The organism is Bacteroidota bacterium, assembly GCA_016714535.1.
Taxonomy (GTDB): Bacteria; Bacteroidota; Bacteroidia; order AKYH767-A; family OLB10; genus JADKFV01.
Genome location: JADKDR010000011.1, coordinates 86940 through 102855 on the forward strand (window position 1 = coordinate 86940; position 15916 = coordinate 102855).

Annotated in this window: 14 protein-coding genes; 8 read left to right on the plus strand and 6 right to left on the minus strand. The window is 38.3% G+C overall.

Going from position 1 to position 15916, the window contains the following annotated elements; all coding sequences use genetic code 11:
* Window positions 1-56: 56 nt before the first annotated feature.
* Both IPO27_14320 and pyrR read right to left on the minus strand, forming a co-directional pair.
* Window positions 57-980: an aspartate carbamoyltransferase catalytic subunit gene (locus IPO27_14320; protein ID MBK8847644.1), complete on the minus strand. Its 924-nt coding sequence runs from the start codon at window positions 978-980 to the stop codon at window positions 57-59.
* A gap of 15 nt (window positions 981-995) precedes the next feature.
* Window positions 996-1526, minus strand: coding sequence for a bifunctional pyr operon transcriptional regulator/uracil phosphoribosyltransferase PyrR (gene pyrR, locus IPO27_14325; GenBank protein MBK8847645.1), 531 nt, complete (start codon window positions 1524-1526; stop codon window positions 996-998).
* A 74-nt stretch (window positions 1527-1600) separates the two neighbouring features.
* Between pyrR and IPO27_14330 the strand changes: the two genes are divergently transcribed.
* The 5 genes from IPO27_14330 (at window position 1601) to IPO27_14350 (ending at window position 6555) form a co-directional block, all read left to right on the plus strand.
* Entirely contained in the window at window positions 1601-1969 is a 369-nt protein-coding gene (locus IPO27_14330) for a TfoX/Sxy family protein (GenBank protein MBK8847646.1), read from the plus strand.
* 305 nt (window positions 1970-2274) lie between these two features.
* Complete coding sequence (locus tag IPO27_14335) at window positions 2275-2640, plus strand: hypothetical protein (protein ID MBK8847647.1); 366 nt, start codon at window positions 2275-2277, stop codon at window positions 2638-2640.
* Window positions 2641-2801: 161 nt separating this feature from the next.
* The gene (locus IPO27_14340) at window positions 2802-3467 is read left to right on the plus strand and encodes a hypothetical protein (GenBank protein MBK8847648.1); all 666 of its coding nucleotides are present in this window, start codon (window positions 2802-2804) and stop codon (window positions 3465-3467) included.
* Between the two features lie 190 nt (window positions 3468-3657).
* The gene (locus IPO27_14345; protein MBK8847649.1) at window positions 3658-4350 is read left to right on the plus strand and encodes a hypothetical protein; all 693 of its coding nucleotides are present in this window, start codon (window positions 3658-3660) and stop codon (window positions 4348-4350) included.
* 84 nt (window positions 4351-4434) lie between these two features.
* On the plus strand, window positions 4435-6555 hold the full coding sequence (locus IPO27_14350) for an aminotransferase class III-fold pyridoxal phosphate-dependent enzyme (GenBank protein ID MBK8847650.1): 2121 nt from the start codon (window positions 4435-4437) through the stop codon (window positions 6553-6555).
* Between the two features lie 132 nt (window positions 6556-6687).
* Here IPO27_14350 and IPO27_14355 read toward each other — a convergent pair whose 3' ends face one another.
* From IPO27_14355 to IPO27_14365, 3 genes are read right to left on the minus strand one after another with little or no spacing between them, the layout of a single operon-like run.
* Window positions 6688-6867, minus strand: a complete 180-nt coding sequence (locus IPO27_14355) for a hypothetical protein (protein ID MBK8847651.1) — start codon at window positions 6865-6867, stop codon at window positions 6688-6690.
* Window positions 6868-6897: 30 nt separating this feature from the next.
* Window positions 6898-8046: a hypothetical protein gene (locus IPO27_14360; GenBank protein ID MBK8847652.1), complete on the minus strand. Its 1149-nt coding sequence runs from the start codon at window positions 8044-8046 to the stop codon at window positions 6898-6900.
* Window positions 8033-9196 (minus strand): hypothetical protein, encoded by a 1164-nt coding sequence (locus IPO27_14365; GenBank protein ID MBK8847653.1) that lies wholly within the window; start codon window positions 9194-9196, stop codon window positions 8033-8035. The genes IPO27_14360 and IPO27_14365 overlap by 14 nt, the downstream gene beginning before the upstream one ends.
* Window positions 9197-9429: 233 nt before the next feature.
* Here IPO27_14365 and IPO27_14370 point away from each other — a divergent pair, with 233 nt between their 5' ends.
* From IPO27_14370 to IPO27_14380, 3 genes are all read left to right on the plus strand, one after another.
* Window positions 9430-12447, plus strand: coding sequence for a SusC/RagA family TonB-linked outer membrane protein (locus IPO27_14370; protein MBK8847654.1), 3018 nt, complete (start codon window positions 9430-9432; stop codon window positions 12445-12447).
* Between the two features lie 27 nt (window positions 12448-12474).
* Window positions 12475-14046, plus strand: a complete 1572-nt coding sequence (locus IPO27_14375; GenBank protein ID MBK8847655.1) for a RagB/SusD family nutrient uptake outer membrane protein — start codon at window positions 12475-12477, stop codon at window positions 14044-14046.
* Between the two features lie 327 nt (window positions 14047-14373).
* On the plus strand, window positions 14374-15075 hold the full coding sequence (locus IPO27_14380; GenBank protein ID MBK8847656.1) for a response regulator transcription factor: 702 nt from the start codon (window positions 14374-14376) through the stop codon (window positions 15073-15075).
* A 3-nt stretch (window positions 15076-15078) separates the two neighbouring features.
* Here IPO27_14380 and IPO27_14385 read toward each other — a convergent pair whose 3' ends face one another.
* Window positions 15079-15759, minus strand: coding sequence for an RNA methyltransferase (locus IPO27_14385; protein MBK8847657.1), 681 nt, complete (start codon window positions 15757-15759; stop codon window positions 15079-15081).
* Window positions 15760-15916 lie beyond the last annotated feature (157 nt).

Here is a 15916-nt window from a genome sequence, read left to right on the forward strand (position 1 = left end):
TTTATTTTGTTAGAAAGATGTTCTTGTAATAATCAGTGGAAAAAAATCAAGGATGATTAAACCTGACCTGCTAATAGGTAAAGCACTGCCATGCGGATTGCCACACCATTTTCAACCTGGTTTAGTATGATTGAATCGGCATGATCAGCAACTTCACTGGTCACTTCAACACCACGATTAATTGGACCCGGATGCATAATGGTGATAGGTTTATTCAATTTCTGAAGGCGTTCTAAATTTAAACCATACAAGGCAGTATATTCTCGCAACGAAGGAAAGTATTTAGTATCCTGACGCTCAAGTTGAATACGAAGCATGTTTACTGCATCGCACCAATTCAACGTTTTTTCCAAATCGGTTTCTACCTTTACTCCAAGGCTTTCTATATAGCGGGGCATCAGGGTAAGCATGCCGCAAACACGCACTTCTGCGCCTAATTTTTGTAAACAATAAATATTAGACATGGCAACACGCGAATGCAGGATGTCGCCCACGATGGCAATTTTTTTCCCTTCAAGTTTTCCGAATTTTTCGCGCAAGCTATAAGCATCAAGCAATGCCTGAGTAGGATGTTCATGAGCGCCATCACCGGCATTAATAATGGTGGCATCTACGTGCTGGCTTAAAAAATGGGGCGCACCTGCTTTTGGATGTCGCATAACTATCATATCCACTTTCATGGATAAAATATTTTGAACCGTATCTATAAGTGTTTCACCTTTTGATACCGATGAAGAAGATGCTGCAAAATTGAGAATATCGGCACTTAGCCTTTTCTCGGCCAGTTCGAAAGACAGCTTTGTACGTGTGCTGTTTTCAAAAAAAAGATTTGCAATGGTCACATCGCGCAAGGATGGAACCTTCTTAATGGGACGATTAATTACTTCTTTAAAATTATCAGCCGTGTGAAAAATCAACTCAATATCTTGTCGTGTAAGATCTTTTATTCCCAACAAATGCTTTACTGATAATTGCGACATGCCGAAGTTTTATTTCTATTTTACAATTAATATTTCATCTATTCCTTCAGTTTCTGACCACCTAACTTTAACCTTGTCAGAAGTAATGGTGTCAATGGCAATGCCTGTATAGTCGGGTGCTATGGGCAAATGCCTGGCGTATTTGCGGTCAACCAGCACCAATAGTTCCACTTTTTGTGGACGCCCATAGTCAAGCAATGCATCTAATGCAGCTCTAATGGTGCGGCCTGTGTACAAGACATCGTCCATCAATATTACTTTTTTATTCTCAACTGCAAAGTTAATGCTGGTAGGTGCCGGAGTTGCTAACTCATCGCGTCTTCTGAAATCATCGCGATAAAAGGTAATATCCAAACTGCCTTGCTGTATGTTGTTATTGGTTGCTTTAAGTAAGGCGCATATGCGTTGGCATACGTAGATTCCGCGTGGCTGTATGCCAATAAACACGGTATCATCAAAATTTAAATGATTCTCGCTTAATTGATAGCAAAGTCTTTTAAGTGTTACATCAAATTGTAAACTGTTAAGTATGGTTAATGGCTGCATACGGGCCACAAAAATAAAAATTACTTTCACGTAGTGTTAGTATTTGTAAAATTCTATTTTTGAAAAAAAATCAAATGGCCTATAACGAAAAACTTGCTGACCGTGTGCGCGAAATATTCGCTATAACGCACGACCATGTAATAGAAAAAGCGATGTTCGGTGGATTATGCTTCATGGTAAACGATAAAATGTGTGTTGGTGTAGAGAAGGAAAGATTGATGCTACGCATCAATCCTGATATATATGAGGAATTAATTACCAAAGAAGGTTGCATACCAATGAATTTTACTGGCAAAGTTATGCGCGGCTATGTTTTTGTTAATGTAGAAGTATTAAACACAAAACCAAAATTGAATTATTGGGTTCAATTAGCTTTGGACTTCAACCAAATTGCAAAATTTTCAAAAAAAAAGAAATCGCCAGCAAAAGCTATTCGTAAGTAATGCTTGTCGTTTATCAGGTATGAATAGTACAATACATTGTTCTTTATTTCTAGCATAGCCTTAAATAATGTTAAAAGACAAAACTGAATAAAGCAATTAGAGAAACGTAACTTAGATTTACAACAAGAGGTGTAACTTGCTTGATTACCTTTAGTAAAAAGTTGCCAAACACATGAATGGGTTGTCAGATTTTTTTAAGTGGCAACTCAATTGCTATTCACATTAAGTTGTGAATTCCTTTAGTGAAACTTAATTATTGGCATACCAATGGATAATACCTTTGCTATAAAATATTAATTACCATTATGAATAGTACTATTGTAATGTGTCTGCTGTTGCAAGGAGGAATTACCTCTTGCACATCCGCTTCGTTAAATCATGATATAAATGTGCAAACAACACCAACTGAGGTGTTGTCGCAAGCTGATACCACCGTTACGGTTGAACAAATTGATGATGAAAAACCGGAAATTAAAATGCCCGTTGGGCTATTTGTTACCAACAGCGCTATGGATGTAGGCTTTGCAGCTTCCACTTATAAGAGTGATCAGATTGATGGCGTATATCTGCGGTTGTCATGGAAATCTGTTGAGCCACAAGATAATCAGCACAACTGGGCCTTGCTCGACCGTGAAATTCAACAAGCAGTTGACAACAACAAAAAATTGTAATAGGCATAGCCAGCGGCAAATTTACGCCTGATTGGGTTTTTAATTCAGGTGTAAAAAAACTCCAGTTTACCGAGATTAATCATAGAGGTAAAGGTAAGAAGGCAGTAACGGTTGCTGTTGCACCACCCTGGGATGCTAAGTATCAAACTTTTATTCTCGATTTGATGACTTCGCTTCGCGATCATCTTAAAAACAAAAAAGGATTTTACGATGCCGTGGCCATGATCAAGTTTACTGGTATGAATATAAGCACCAATGAATTTCGTTTACCATCGCAGGATAAGGTAACCAATGGTAAAGAAGTTACAACGGATGCAATAGCCATTTGGCAAAGTGCAGGTTATACTCCAGGCAAAGTAGTTGCATCGTTTGATAAGCTAATGAAAGGAACATGTTACATTTTCAGAGATAAACCGATATCAGTTCCTATTATACCTGACCCACAAAGTTTTCCGGCCATTGATGAAAATGGAAATGAATGTGATGAGAGTCAGCAAAATGTGACGCAAAAGGTTATTGATGAAATAGCCCGAAAGTATAAGCAACAGGTATTTGTGCAATGGAATGCCTTGCGCACCGGTGGGCGTATTACAAAATTTATTTCGGATGCAAACGAAAGTGGCATTGCCATTGGCTTTCAGCTAGCAGAAAATGAGTTCCGTATAAATGATAAAGGGAATAATGATAAAATGCGCCAATTAACCCAAACTGCACTTGACCATTATGCATATTATTTAGAAACATGGGAAACAACTTTGACCTCGTGCAGCGAGGCAAATACGGCAGCACGTGCTTTGCTTAAGAATGCGTCAATCAAGAAGAAGTAGCTTTCGCCATTTAATTGACTGTACTCGCCTATGTTTAACTGAGACTATATACTTTTCTTCACAAAATAACTAACACAGGGTATCAACTTTTTGATGTTTAAAAGTAACAGTAAGTACAAAAGTTAGTGCTTTTACACTGGCTCCTGATAGTGGACTTTTGAAAAAACTAATCTGATAATTTTAATTGAATATGATAAGAGACCTTGAACTAAGTGACGAATTTACATCAGCTAACCTATTAAACGCATTTAAAAAACGAATAGAAGGTAATAGAGACCTCCTCTTTATTTATGGTGAAAATACTATTACCCTAAATGAAATAGATAGTTGGAGCAACGGCATTGCTTTTCAATTGCGCAAGTCTGGAATTTGCGAAGGAGATTTTGTTGCGGTTTATCAACCATGCAATTTTGCATTAGTAGCTACCGCTATTGCTTTTGCTAAATTGGGCATTAACGTTATCTATTACCGTGATACTATACGTAAAGAGTTGATTCAAGATCATGCTGCCGAGGGTAGCTTTAGGTGCCTTGTTACATCAGCTAATACCATACATGCTTTAAAGGGTGACATAGGGCTTATTAATCCAAATGATTTTCGTCAATCGAGTAACACGGTAGAATGTATTTTTGAAGCAGGAGGTTTTTTTGTTGAAGAATTTTATAGTCATGACAATGGCCGTACTCCAGAGTATCTCGCTTTTGAGAGTTCCGAATTATTCTACGACAATAAAGATGAACTGATAGAGAACTCCGTTTATTTTTCGCTGTGGCAGTTGATACTAAACGAAACCGATATTGATGTTCAGGCTCTTGATAAACCTTTTGATCTTGCCGACTTTTTAAAAGAATTAATGAGCAAAGATTTTGGCATGCATACGTAGTAGCGTATTTTTTTCACTTAACTTTGCACAAAGAAATAGCCACCCATTGTAATACATTACCAACACAAAAAAATATTCTGGCAAATGGAACAGCGAAAGCAAATTATTATTGACGAATTAATTGAAATACTTGAAGACGCTTCAGGCATTGAGTTGCGTAGCGCGGATATTAATACATCACTTATCGAATTAGGACTTGATTCACTTTTTCTAACACAAGTGTCGTTAACCCTCACTAAGAAATACAATACAAAAATTACGTTTCGTCAGTTAAATGAGGAGTTGTCGAGCATTAACGCCATAGCTGGCCATATAGATAGTTCTTTGCCCGCTACCGCGTATGCCGAAAAATTAACATCATCGGGTGCTGATGCAAAACAACAGCAACAGCCTGTTGCTACTTCTTTCAATATGCCTGCTGCAAATTTTACTCCTGATGCCGAGGGGCTTGAATGGTTGATTCAACAACAGATGCAATTGATGCAACAACAGTTGGCTGTGTTGAGCGGACAGCCTATTGCAGCATCACCCACAGCACAAACAATTACCAACACGGTTAACAATAGTGAAACCAAGTCGACTTCAATCAATAAAACAACAACACCTGTAATTGAAGAAAACGAACCTGCAAAACCTTTTGGTGCCATAGCCCGAATTGAAAAAACATACAACAACCAATTAACCGAGGCGCAACAACAATGGTTTAATGAGTTGATTAAAAAATATACTACGCGCACTGCTAAGTCAAAACAGTTTACACAGGAACACCGCGAGCAATTGGCAGACCCACGTGTAGTTACCGGCTTTAAACCATATAATAAGGAAATTACATATCAGGTTGTAGTTAACCGCAGTAAGGGATCGAGAATTTGGGACATTGATGGCAATGAGTATGTTGATATACTAAATGGATTTGGCAGTAATATGTTTGGCCATTCGCCCGATTTTATTGTAGAAGCAATAGGTCAGCAATTAGATGATGGCTATGAAATAGGGCCGCAACATCCACTTGCAGGTGAGTTTGCATCGTTGTTTTGTGAACTAACAGGAGCTGAGCGTGTTGCTATTTGCAACACGGGTAGCGAAGCAGTTTTAGGCGCAATGCGTATGGCACGCACCGTAACCGGACGTAATTTAATTTGTGCATTTAACAACTCCTATCATGGTATTAACGATGAGGTAATTGTACGCGGAACAAAAAAATTAAAATCCTTGCCGGCAGCAGCAGGTATAACACCCGAAGCAGTTGCCAATATTCTTGTATTGGATTATGGTACTGACGAAAGCTTGAAAATTATTCGTGAGCGCGCACATGAATTTGCAGCCATTATGATTGAGCCAGTGCAAAGCCGTATGGCCGATTTTCAACCAAAGGAGTTTGTCAAAGAACTTCGCACAATAGCCGACAATGCCGGGTGTGCACTTATTTTTGATGAGGTAATAACCGGATTCCGCTACGCACAAGGAGGTGCGCAGGAGTTGTATGGTGTTAAAGCTGATATTGCTTCTTATGGCAAAGTGTGTGGAGGGGGCATGCCTATTGGGGCTATGGCAGGAAAAAAGAAATACATGGATGCCCTTGATGGTGGGCATTGGCAGTATGGTGATAGCAGTGTGCCCGAAGTTGGTGTAACCTATTTTGCCGGAACATTTGTTAGGCACCCATTTGCATTGGCTGCCGGTGTTGCTGCGCTTAAACACCTTAAGAAACATGGTCCCCAGTTACAACAAGAATTAAATAAAAAGGCAGCAACCATGGTTGCAGATTTAAATGCATTTTGCAACGAGTATCAGTTGCCAATTGGATTTTCAAATTTTGCTTCGCTGTTCAAACCAAAATATAAAAATGAGTATCCATACAGCGAATTGCTTTTTCATTTGTGGCGATTACATGGGTTGCATGTTATAGATGGATTTCCTTGTTTTCTTACAACAGCCCACACGGATGATGATGTGGCTTTTATAATCGAAACTTTTAAAAAATCCGTATTCGAATTAATGGCTATGGATATGATACCACATGCCAAAAAGAGTGCATCCATGAATGGAAATACAACTGCTGCAATAGTTGATAAACCGGTAGCCAACACACCTCCGGTGCCAACAGCGCGACTAGGTAAAGACCAAAATGGCCGCCCGGCCTGGTTTGTTCCTGATCCTGCACGGCCAGGAAAGTACTTAATGGTGGAAGAGAAGGGAGCATAGTTTTAGCAAGAATTGCTGCACTTTTTCTACTAAGATAATTCTTACTTAGATTAGTAAATGGGAAATGCAAAGGCTTTAACTCTTAATTGAATAAGTATTATGAATATGAGTTTTGCGTTTTGTAAAATCAGCTTAAATGTTATACTTGGGTTGCATCGAATTTTTTTCGTTCTTGGTTCCATGATTCAGAATAATTGAAGTTGTTTGGCATAGAACAATTTCTAAGCAATGCTGTATGCTGCGTTCCTCACTAAAAATTTTTCCTGCATTATTACTAATCTTTTCAAGTAAATAAAATTCGCTGGGGCGCATTTTATTTTGTACGATATTTCAATTGAAGTTTTACAAGTATCTTTTTTTATTGAAGCCTAAATGATTAGCTTCCTGTTTTGCCATACTATTTTCGTTCAAAGTTTTGGTTTTATAATTTAATCGCTTAGTGTTTGCATCCTTAATCACCTCACTCAACTCCGAACAATTTTTAAATCGCTCTATCATTCTCGATTTACAATCATCACTCATAAACCAATTCATCGAGTATGGTTTTTCATTGGGCACGGCACTATTGTACAAAGGTATATCGTTGTAAGAAGTATGGGTTATACTTCGTTCTTTTATTAGCGCCAGTAATTTTTTTAAACGCAAGTCATTAATATCTGTTTGCTTGCTGTAGGAGCCTGCCAGCGTTTTTACAGGAGCAAATAAGTCGTTTTGTAAAGCCGGAGTTTTTTCAAATTTTAATTTTGACTTTGGTGAATTCGTAATATGTAATACAACAAATTCAACCTTGCCTGCAATGTGGCCATACTTGGCCTTGTTTTTATTTATCAATCTGTCAAGATGTTGAATAGTCTCGGTAACAACACCTGCACCTGAGTTGTCAAAATATCCGCCATCAACAAAATAAAGGCTGTTGCGTTCGTTGCCTATGGCCATGGTAGATATTTTTCCTGCCGGGCTCATATAGGGAAATCGTGCGCTAAGTATAGCTGCTGTGCTTAATTTAAGCACAGTTGAGTCAACAAGTAATTCTAATACATCTACCCGATTGTTATTTAATATGGAATCAATATTTAGATTGCTAACCACAGCAGGCACTCCGTTTTGCATTACCGTTGTGTTAATATAAAGTATTGGATTTAGTGTTCCGTTTTTTTGCTCCATTTCGATATCGAAAGGAGCGGCCATTGCTGCGCTTATTATTTCTTCGTTAGGTACTTTTTCATGTGCATATTCAAGTGCAGCAGCGCGGTCATACATCGGAATAAAAGCCAACAAATGCCGGAAGTAGTCTGGTCCCAGCATTCGTGCAAGTGTATAGGTAAGGAAATCGTTATCAAAATAGCGTTTCGTATTTTCAAACATCATGTTATTGCGATTTTTTTGCAACGCAAAAAAAGATGCATTGCCAACACTGCCGCCCGATGCCCCCGACATACAAAACAAATGATTTGTAAAATATCCCTGAGTGCTATCGTTAAGTAAGCTCAAACTTCCTGCTACCCAAAAGGCACTGCGCGATGCCCTCCATCGCTGAGCACAAAGTACAAGGGCAGCTTATTTGCCGTGTCAAGCTCGTTTTATGCACATCCAGATACTTGTCAAAATAAGTTTCGAGAGGCATCCTATAGTGGTAATTATTGCTTTGTTGGGTTGTAAGCATACTAACTTTATAGGGGTCGGCTTTAAAAATGAAGTTAACAAAAAGTACAAGCATCAATAGCGGAACATGATAATTAATCCGGTTTAGCACAGATAATAACGTAATTAATCCCATACCTAATTGCATAATTGTGGTGCCTAAAAAAAAAAAATTACACGGCCCCACTATACGTGAAAAGCTCAACGAAAAAATGCCAACCAAATAGAGGATAAACGCACATACTGACAAACCATAAAATGCATAAGTATAAGCGGGCTCTTTAGAATTTACATAGGTAATAAATTGACGGGTACCCTCGAACGTGTTTTGATTGTTGTTCTTGTTGTTACGAGTATGCCGGCTAATAGTGAAAATCAGAAATAATAAAGAGTTTATTATGATGAGAATGGTAATAAGAATGATGCGAACTTCGAGCGAGTTAAAGTTCACCAACAAAGCACTTTGCAAAAGCAAAAGTGCCTGAGCAAACAGCAAGTACCAAAGGAATTCTTTTTTAAAGCTATGGAAAAGTTTTTGACGGTTAATTAGTTTATAAACAAGCAACTTAAAGGACAGGTATCCTAGAAAAAATATATTGCCATAGTTATCTATAAACTTATATGCTAAAAGATTAATCAATGCAAACTCAACAACCGAAAAACAAAGGTATCCCACAATGCGGGGAATGTGAGTATTGTACATCTTGAAAATACGGGGCTGCCTTGGTGTATGTTTCAATGCCGCATAGCCAATTAAGCGCGATGTATACCAACTGGAATAAGCCCAAAACAAAAGACTGAATGTTAGAAAAAAGCTGCCCCAACTGTACTCGAGTGTGCTTAACAAAACATCCTGACCTTGTTGCACTGCAGTAAATAAGATTGCTGTAATTAAGATAAAAGCAAAAAATATGATGTAACGCCATCCAAAGTTTATTAAGTGACGCAGCTGTCTGATGGACCGATATAGCCAGCGGATAGGTAGTATTTCCCTTTTCATTTGTATAAGGATTTTAGAATGGTTAGTCTAGATTAGGCAACACAATATCTTTTGTTTTTTGATATGCTTCCCATATAAATTTCATTGTTATAAACACAAACGGTTTAGAAAAAGAGCATTAATGCATAATCAATATGCTTGTTTATTTAAAAACAGGTTCTTTTATTTGTATTATTATTTTTCCAAAAGAATTCCACCTCTTATCTCAAAAAATAAAATTCAATAAAAAAGTGATGCAAAAAAATTTACTCAAACATCTAATCGCGTGCCTAATTTTGCTTGGTGTATCAATTACACTAAGCAGTGCGCAAAATGTAACATTAACGGGTACCATTTACGATAGCAACCGGCAGCCATTACCTGGTGTTAGTGTGGTAATAGAAGGTACAACCAAAGGCACAGCCAGTGATATGAATGGTGGGTATGCCATAAAAGATGTTGCTCCGGGCACCTACACGTTAGTAGCCTCTTTTATAGGTTACAATACCCAAAAGCTAACTGTAAAGGCAGGAGGAACAAGCAATCCGATAGCTAATATTGTACTTACCGAAAACACAGTAATGTTAAATACTGCCGTAGCCATTGGCTACGGGAAAACCGCAAAAAAGGATTTGACAGGGTCAGTTACTGCCATTACCAACAAAGACTTTAATAAAGGTAATGTGGTCAGTCCCGCGCAATTAATTGCAGGAAAAATTGCCGGAGTAAATGTAACACAAGGTACGGGTGCTCCGGGTTCTTCAGCCCGTATCAGAATTCGTGGTGGCAGCTCGCTTAACGCAAGTAACGATCCGCTCATTGTAATAGATGGTGTTCCGGTAGACAACAATACGCTGTCAGGTAGTGCCGATCCGTTAAGTATGATTAACTCGGCCGATATAGAATCTATGACGGTATTGAAAGATGCATCGGCTGCAGCAATATATGGCTCGCGAGCTGCAAATGGAGTAATTATTATTACCACTAAAAGAGGTTCAGGAAACCGCTTGAGTGTAGAATTTAATTCGACCAATTCAATAGGTAGAATAAACAAGACCATTGATGTGCTTACCGGTGATGAATACAGAGCGATGCTAGATACGCTGGGAGCAAGTTCCAATGACACGCTTGGGAATTTTAAACGCAGATTGTTGGCAGGTACTGCCAACACGGATTGGCAGGATGAAGTTTACAGGCAAGCTTTCAGCAGCGAGAATAATTTATCGATAGCAGGAGGAATAAAACAATTGCCTTACCGGATAAATATTGGATTTTTAAAACAAGAAGGTGTATTAGATCGTTCTTTAATGGATCGGTTTTCAGGAGGAATTAATTTATCACCAACTTTTTTTAAAGACCATTTGAAAGTGGATGTAAATGCAAAGTATACGGTAGCAGAATTTTTCTTTGCCAATCAGGGGGCAATAGGGTCGGCAGTTACCTTCGACCCAACACAACCCGTTTTGGCTGATAGCACCTCAGAGTTATACAACGGATATTTTGAGTGGCTTGATAATAAGAAAAAGCCAAACGTGCTTGCCCCGCGTAATCCAGTAGGTCTTATTAATCAGCGTGAGGATAATAGCTCAACCAATCGTTTGCTTGGTAACGTGCAGTTGGATTATAAAATGCATTTTCTTCCTGAGTTAAGAACAAACCTCAATTTGGGAATGGACAAATCGCATGGCCAGGGCAATGTAATGGTGCCGGCTACGGCTGCATCTGATTTCTTCTCCAAAGGAACATCGAGCGAATATGTTGAAGACAAGTCTAACCAACTACTCGAATTTTATTTTAATTACTTAAAGCAAATAAAAGCACATAAGATAGATGTTACAGCCGGTTACAGTTATCAGGATTGGATTAGGGAGCGCCCCGCTTTCCCACGTTTTACGGCTGCCGGTGATTCTGTATTAGCACCAGCAGGCATACCATTTAAAACCCAAAACACCCTGGTTTCTTTTTATGGCAGAATTAATTATTCCTTGTTGCAAAAATATTTAGTAACGGTAACTGTACGCGAAGATGGATCTTCGCGCTTTAGCCCCGAAAATCGCTGGGGTACTTTTCCTTCGGTAGCATTTGCATGGCGCGCCATTGACGAGTTTAGGCCAAACAATTGGTTGTCTGATTTAAAGGTTCGTTTAGGATGGGGTATAACCGGTCAGCAGGATATTCTTTCTGATTATCCCTATATTCCTAATTACAGTCAGGGCGACTCTTCCAGTATGTATCAGTTTGGCAATACTTATTACAATGTATTGCGCCCCGATGGCTATGATGCAAATATTAAATGGGAACAAACAGAAACGCAAAACATTGGAATTGATTTCGGATTTATAAAAAACAGAATTGCCATTAGTCTTGATTTATATAAGAAGAGTACCGATGATCTTTTAAATACGGTACCGGTACCTGCCGGTACTAATTTTACTAATAATGTGCTTACTAATGTTGGAGCTATTGAAAACAAAGGGATTGAAGTAAGCATCAATACCATCCCAATAACCGGAAAAAATATCGAATGGGAGCTCAACGTTAATGGTACTTATAACAAGAACATGATTACGAAACTAACTACCATTGATAAGGATAACGATGTTGGTGTGCTCACCGGTGGCATAGGAGGAGGCACGGGCAATACCATTCAAGTGCATACAGTAGGATATAGTACCAATACCTTTTATGTATACAAACATAAACTGGATGCAAATGGAAATCCGATACAGCCTTTGGCAGTATCAGGAGCCAAACAGGATACCGTGCAGTTTGAAGATTTAAATGGCGATGGACAAATAACCAGCGATGATAGATATAGGTACAAAAACCCCGAAGCACCATTCTTTGCTGGGTTAACTACACGATTTACGTATAAAAGAATTTCTTTTGCAATGGGAGTGCGAGGTGCATTTGGGTTGTACATATATGATAATGTAAACTCACAATTGGGTAATAAGATCAATCTGGATGCTAGCAAGAATTATATTAATAATGTTACTTCAGATTATTTGACCACTAACTTTAAGCGACCACTATACTTTAGCGATTATTATATTAAAAATGCTTCGTATGTGCGTATAGATAATATTTCGCTCTCATATGATTTTTCTCAGCTGACCAAAAAATTTGGTTTGCGTGCAGGAGTTTTCGTGCAAAATGCTGCCGTATTTACCAAGTATAAAGGCTTGGATCCGGAAGTGGCCGGAGGTATAGATAATAATGTTTATCCACGTCCACGCATTATGGGTCTTAATATTTCGCTCTCACTTTAATAAATAAAATTGAAAAACTTAAATAAGATGAAACAGATATCAAGAATAAAAATTATAGTAACAGTTATAGTAATGGTAGGTTTGGTTTCATGTACCAAAGACCTCGATCGCGAACCATTTTATGGAATAAATGCAAGCACAGTTTACAATGATGCAGCAAATTATAAAAAGGTGCTTGCCAAAGTGTATGCAAGTCTTGCAGTAACTGGAAATCAAGGCCCTTCGGGCAATGGTGACCTTACCGGTTTTGATGAAGGGTCGAGTGGTTTATTACGTTGTATGTGGAATCTGCAGGAACTTTCTACCGATGAAGCAGTGTGTGGATGGAACGATCCGGGAATACCTGAACTGCATAACATGACCTGGGATGCAGAAAATCCATGGTCGCGTTTTGCCTACTATCGTTTGTTTGTAATTATTCCATTATGCAATGAGTTTATACGTGAGTCAGCTGATGAGAAGCTGGAAAAAAGAGGATTTACCGATGCCGAAAAAGCACAAATAAAAGGTTTTGCCAATGAGGCGCGTTTCGTTCGTGCATTAGCCTACTTTTATGCATTAGACTTATATGGTAATGTGCCTTTTGTAACTGAAGAAGATTTACCGGGTTCAGGTTTCCCCAAACAAATTACTCGTATCGATTTGTTTAAATATGTGGAGGATGAATTGAAAGAAATAGAAGGTCTCTTAGTAGCGCCAAAGGCAAACGAATACGGACGTGCAGATAAGGCTGCAGCATGGGCGTTACTTTCACGTTTATACCTCAATGCCGAGGTGTATGCGGGAACCCCACGTTATGCTGATGCTGCGGCTTTTGCTGATAAGGTGATTACTAACGGAGCATTTCAATTGGAAGGCGAATTCAAAAATAGTTTTAATGCAGATAATGAGAAGTCGACCGAAGTTATTTTTCCTGTTACCTATGATGGAAAATATACAACAACTTACGGTGGAACTAATTATATAATACATGCAATGGTAGGAGCTACCATGACTGCCCTTAACTATGGAATTAATAGCGGTTGGGGAGGATTGCGCACAACGTCTGCTTTGGTAAATAAATTCGATACGTTAGATACACGGTATATGTTCTATTCAAAAGGGCATACGCTTGAGATTACATCTATTTCAAATTTTGCAGATGGATATGCAGTAACAAAGTTTACCAACTTACGCAGAGATGGGCAATCGCCTAAGAGTAAGGAGTTTGTTGATACTGATTATCCGGTACTTCATTTAACTGATGTTTATCTTACCTATGCCGAAGCTGCAATACGTGGTGGTGGTGATATTAATAAAGCCGTTTCTTTAGTTAATGCTTTGCGCGAAAGAGGTTATACCAACACATCATCTAATATTACCGCAGGCGATCTTACGCTTGATTTTATTTTAGATGAGCGAGCCCGCGAATTGCTTTGGGAAGGATACCGCAGAACCGATTTGATAAGACACGGCAAGTTTACAACTGCAACCTATCTTTGGCCTTGGAAGGGTGGTACATCCAATGGTCAGGCTGTTGAATCGTTTCGTAATTTGTACCCAATTCCAGTGTCTGATTTAGTAGCGAATACTAATCTAACTCAAAATCCTGGTTATTAAGATTTATTGCGAGTAGCATTTTCTGCCATAGAACAAGCTATTGCCGGTACAAATTAATTTGTACCGGTTTTTTTTTAGCTGATAAAAAAGTAATGCTCATTTATATCATTAGACATCTAACATGTTAGAACCATATTTTATAAACGGAAGTTTCATTGAATAAAAAAGTGACAAAGCAGACTATGTTGATGCAGTAATTTCTAGCGGCAAGAGCACTAAACATAATTTGCTTCCAACCACATGTATTTTATTTTTTACAAACCTGCGACAAATGATTTTATGAATAGTTCTACATTAGCTGCATAATTATTGAAACACCTAAACAGTATGGGCGACAAACACCGTATATTATTAGTAGAAGATGAGGAATTTATTGCTCATCCATTAAAAGTCAATTTGGAATTAGAAGGATATAAAGTACAGCATGTTGATAATGGTAAAGCAGCATTGAAAACATTCAGGCAAGAAAAATTCAGTCTCATTGTACTTGATGTTATGCTTCCTGAAATGGACGGCTATGCAGTATGTGAAGCAATCAGGCTCGAAAATAACAAAGTCCCTATTTTATTCTTGACAGCCAAAGGCTCGTCAAGCGATAGGGTTAACGGTTTAAAATTAGGTGCCGATGATTACCTATCTAAACCCTTTAACCTCGAAGAGTTTTTGCTCCGTGCAAATAACCTTATAAAGCGCAGTGTTGAAAACGTTAACAATGCAGTGGTTGATACTTATAAGATACGCAACTATACAATCCATTTTGCAGACATGAGAGCAACGGAAGATGGTGGCAATACATTGGAGTTAACAAAAAAGGAAACGGCATTGCTTAAACTTTTAATAGAAAGAAAAAACGAGATTGTTTCGCGTGAGCATATATTAGAAACCGTTTGGGGATACGATGTATACCCAAGCACACGAACCATAGATAATTTTATCGTAAGTTTTAGAAAGTATTTTGAAGAGAATCCCTCAAGTCCACAATATTTTCAAAGTGTACGTGGAGTAGGGTATAGGTTTGTAGATAAGTAACCCTTATCGTATACAGTGCAAAACAATACCGGTTGCCACTCCTGCATTAAGCGATTCGGCCTGGCTCATACCTGCAGATTTTACAGAGATTAATTTATCGCAAATTTTTAGGATAGCGGTGTTTATGCCATGCGACTCGCTACCTATAACAATTGCTGATTTGCCTTCAAAGGAAATTTGTTTAACATCAGTACCATTTAACGCAGTAGCATAAACTTTGTGCTTTCTATTTTGCTTAAGTTTTGTAATTGCGGCTTCTAGATTTTCGTAGTATATATTAGAAGTGAAAAGCGAACCCATCGCACTGTGAACTACTTTTGGATTGTAACAGTCAACCGTATGTTTGCTGCAGACTATTTTTTTTACTCCAAACCAGTCAGCAGTTCTGATGATTGTGCCTAAATTTCCAGGGTCATTTATTCCATCAAGCAATAAAATTACTTTATCAGCAATTGCATTAATATCAAAATGCTCACTCTTTGTTTTGGATATAGCCAAAACTTGCTCGGGGTTTATTTGGGCACTAATGCGTTCTAGTGTTGCATCATTAAGTTTAGTGATGGCGGTATTTTGCTCATACTTGCGGTTGCGCTCTAACCATGGTTCGGTTGCAAAAATTCTTTCGATCGTATAATCCGAACGAAGCAATGCATCAACGTTCTTAATTCCTTCCACTAGAAACATACCTGATTCTAAACGGCCTTTTTTACTGTGCAGTTTTTTTACTGAAGATATTTCGTGGGCACTAAGCATGGTTGGTGGTTCTTATCAATTCTTAACAAAATGGTGTCACTAAATAAATGTTGAACTGTGGCATTCTTATCTTTCACTTGGATAAACT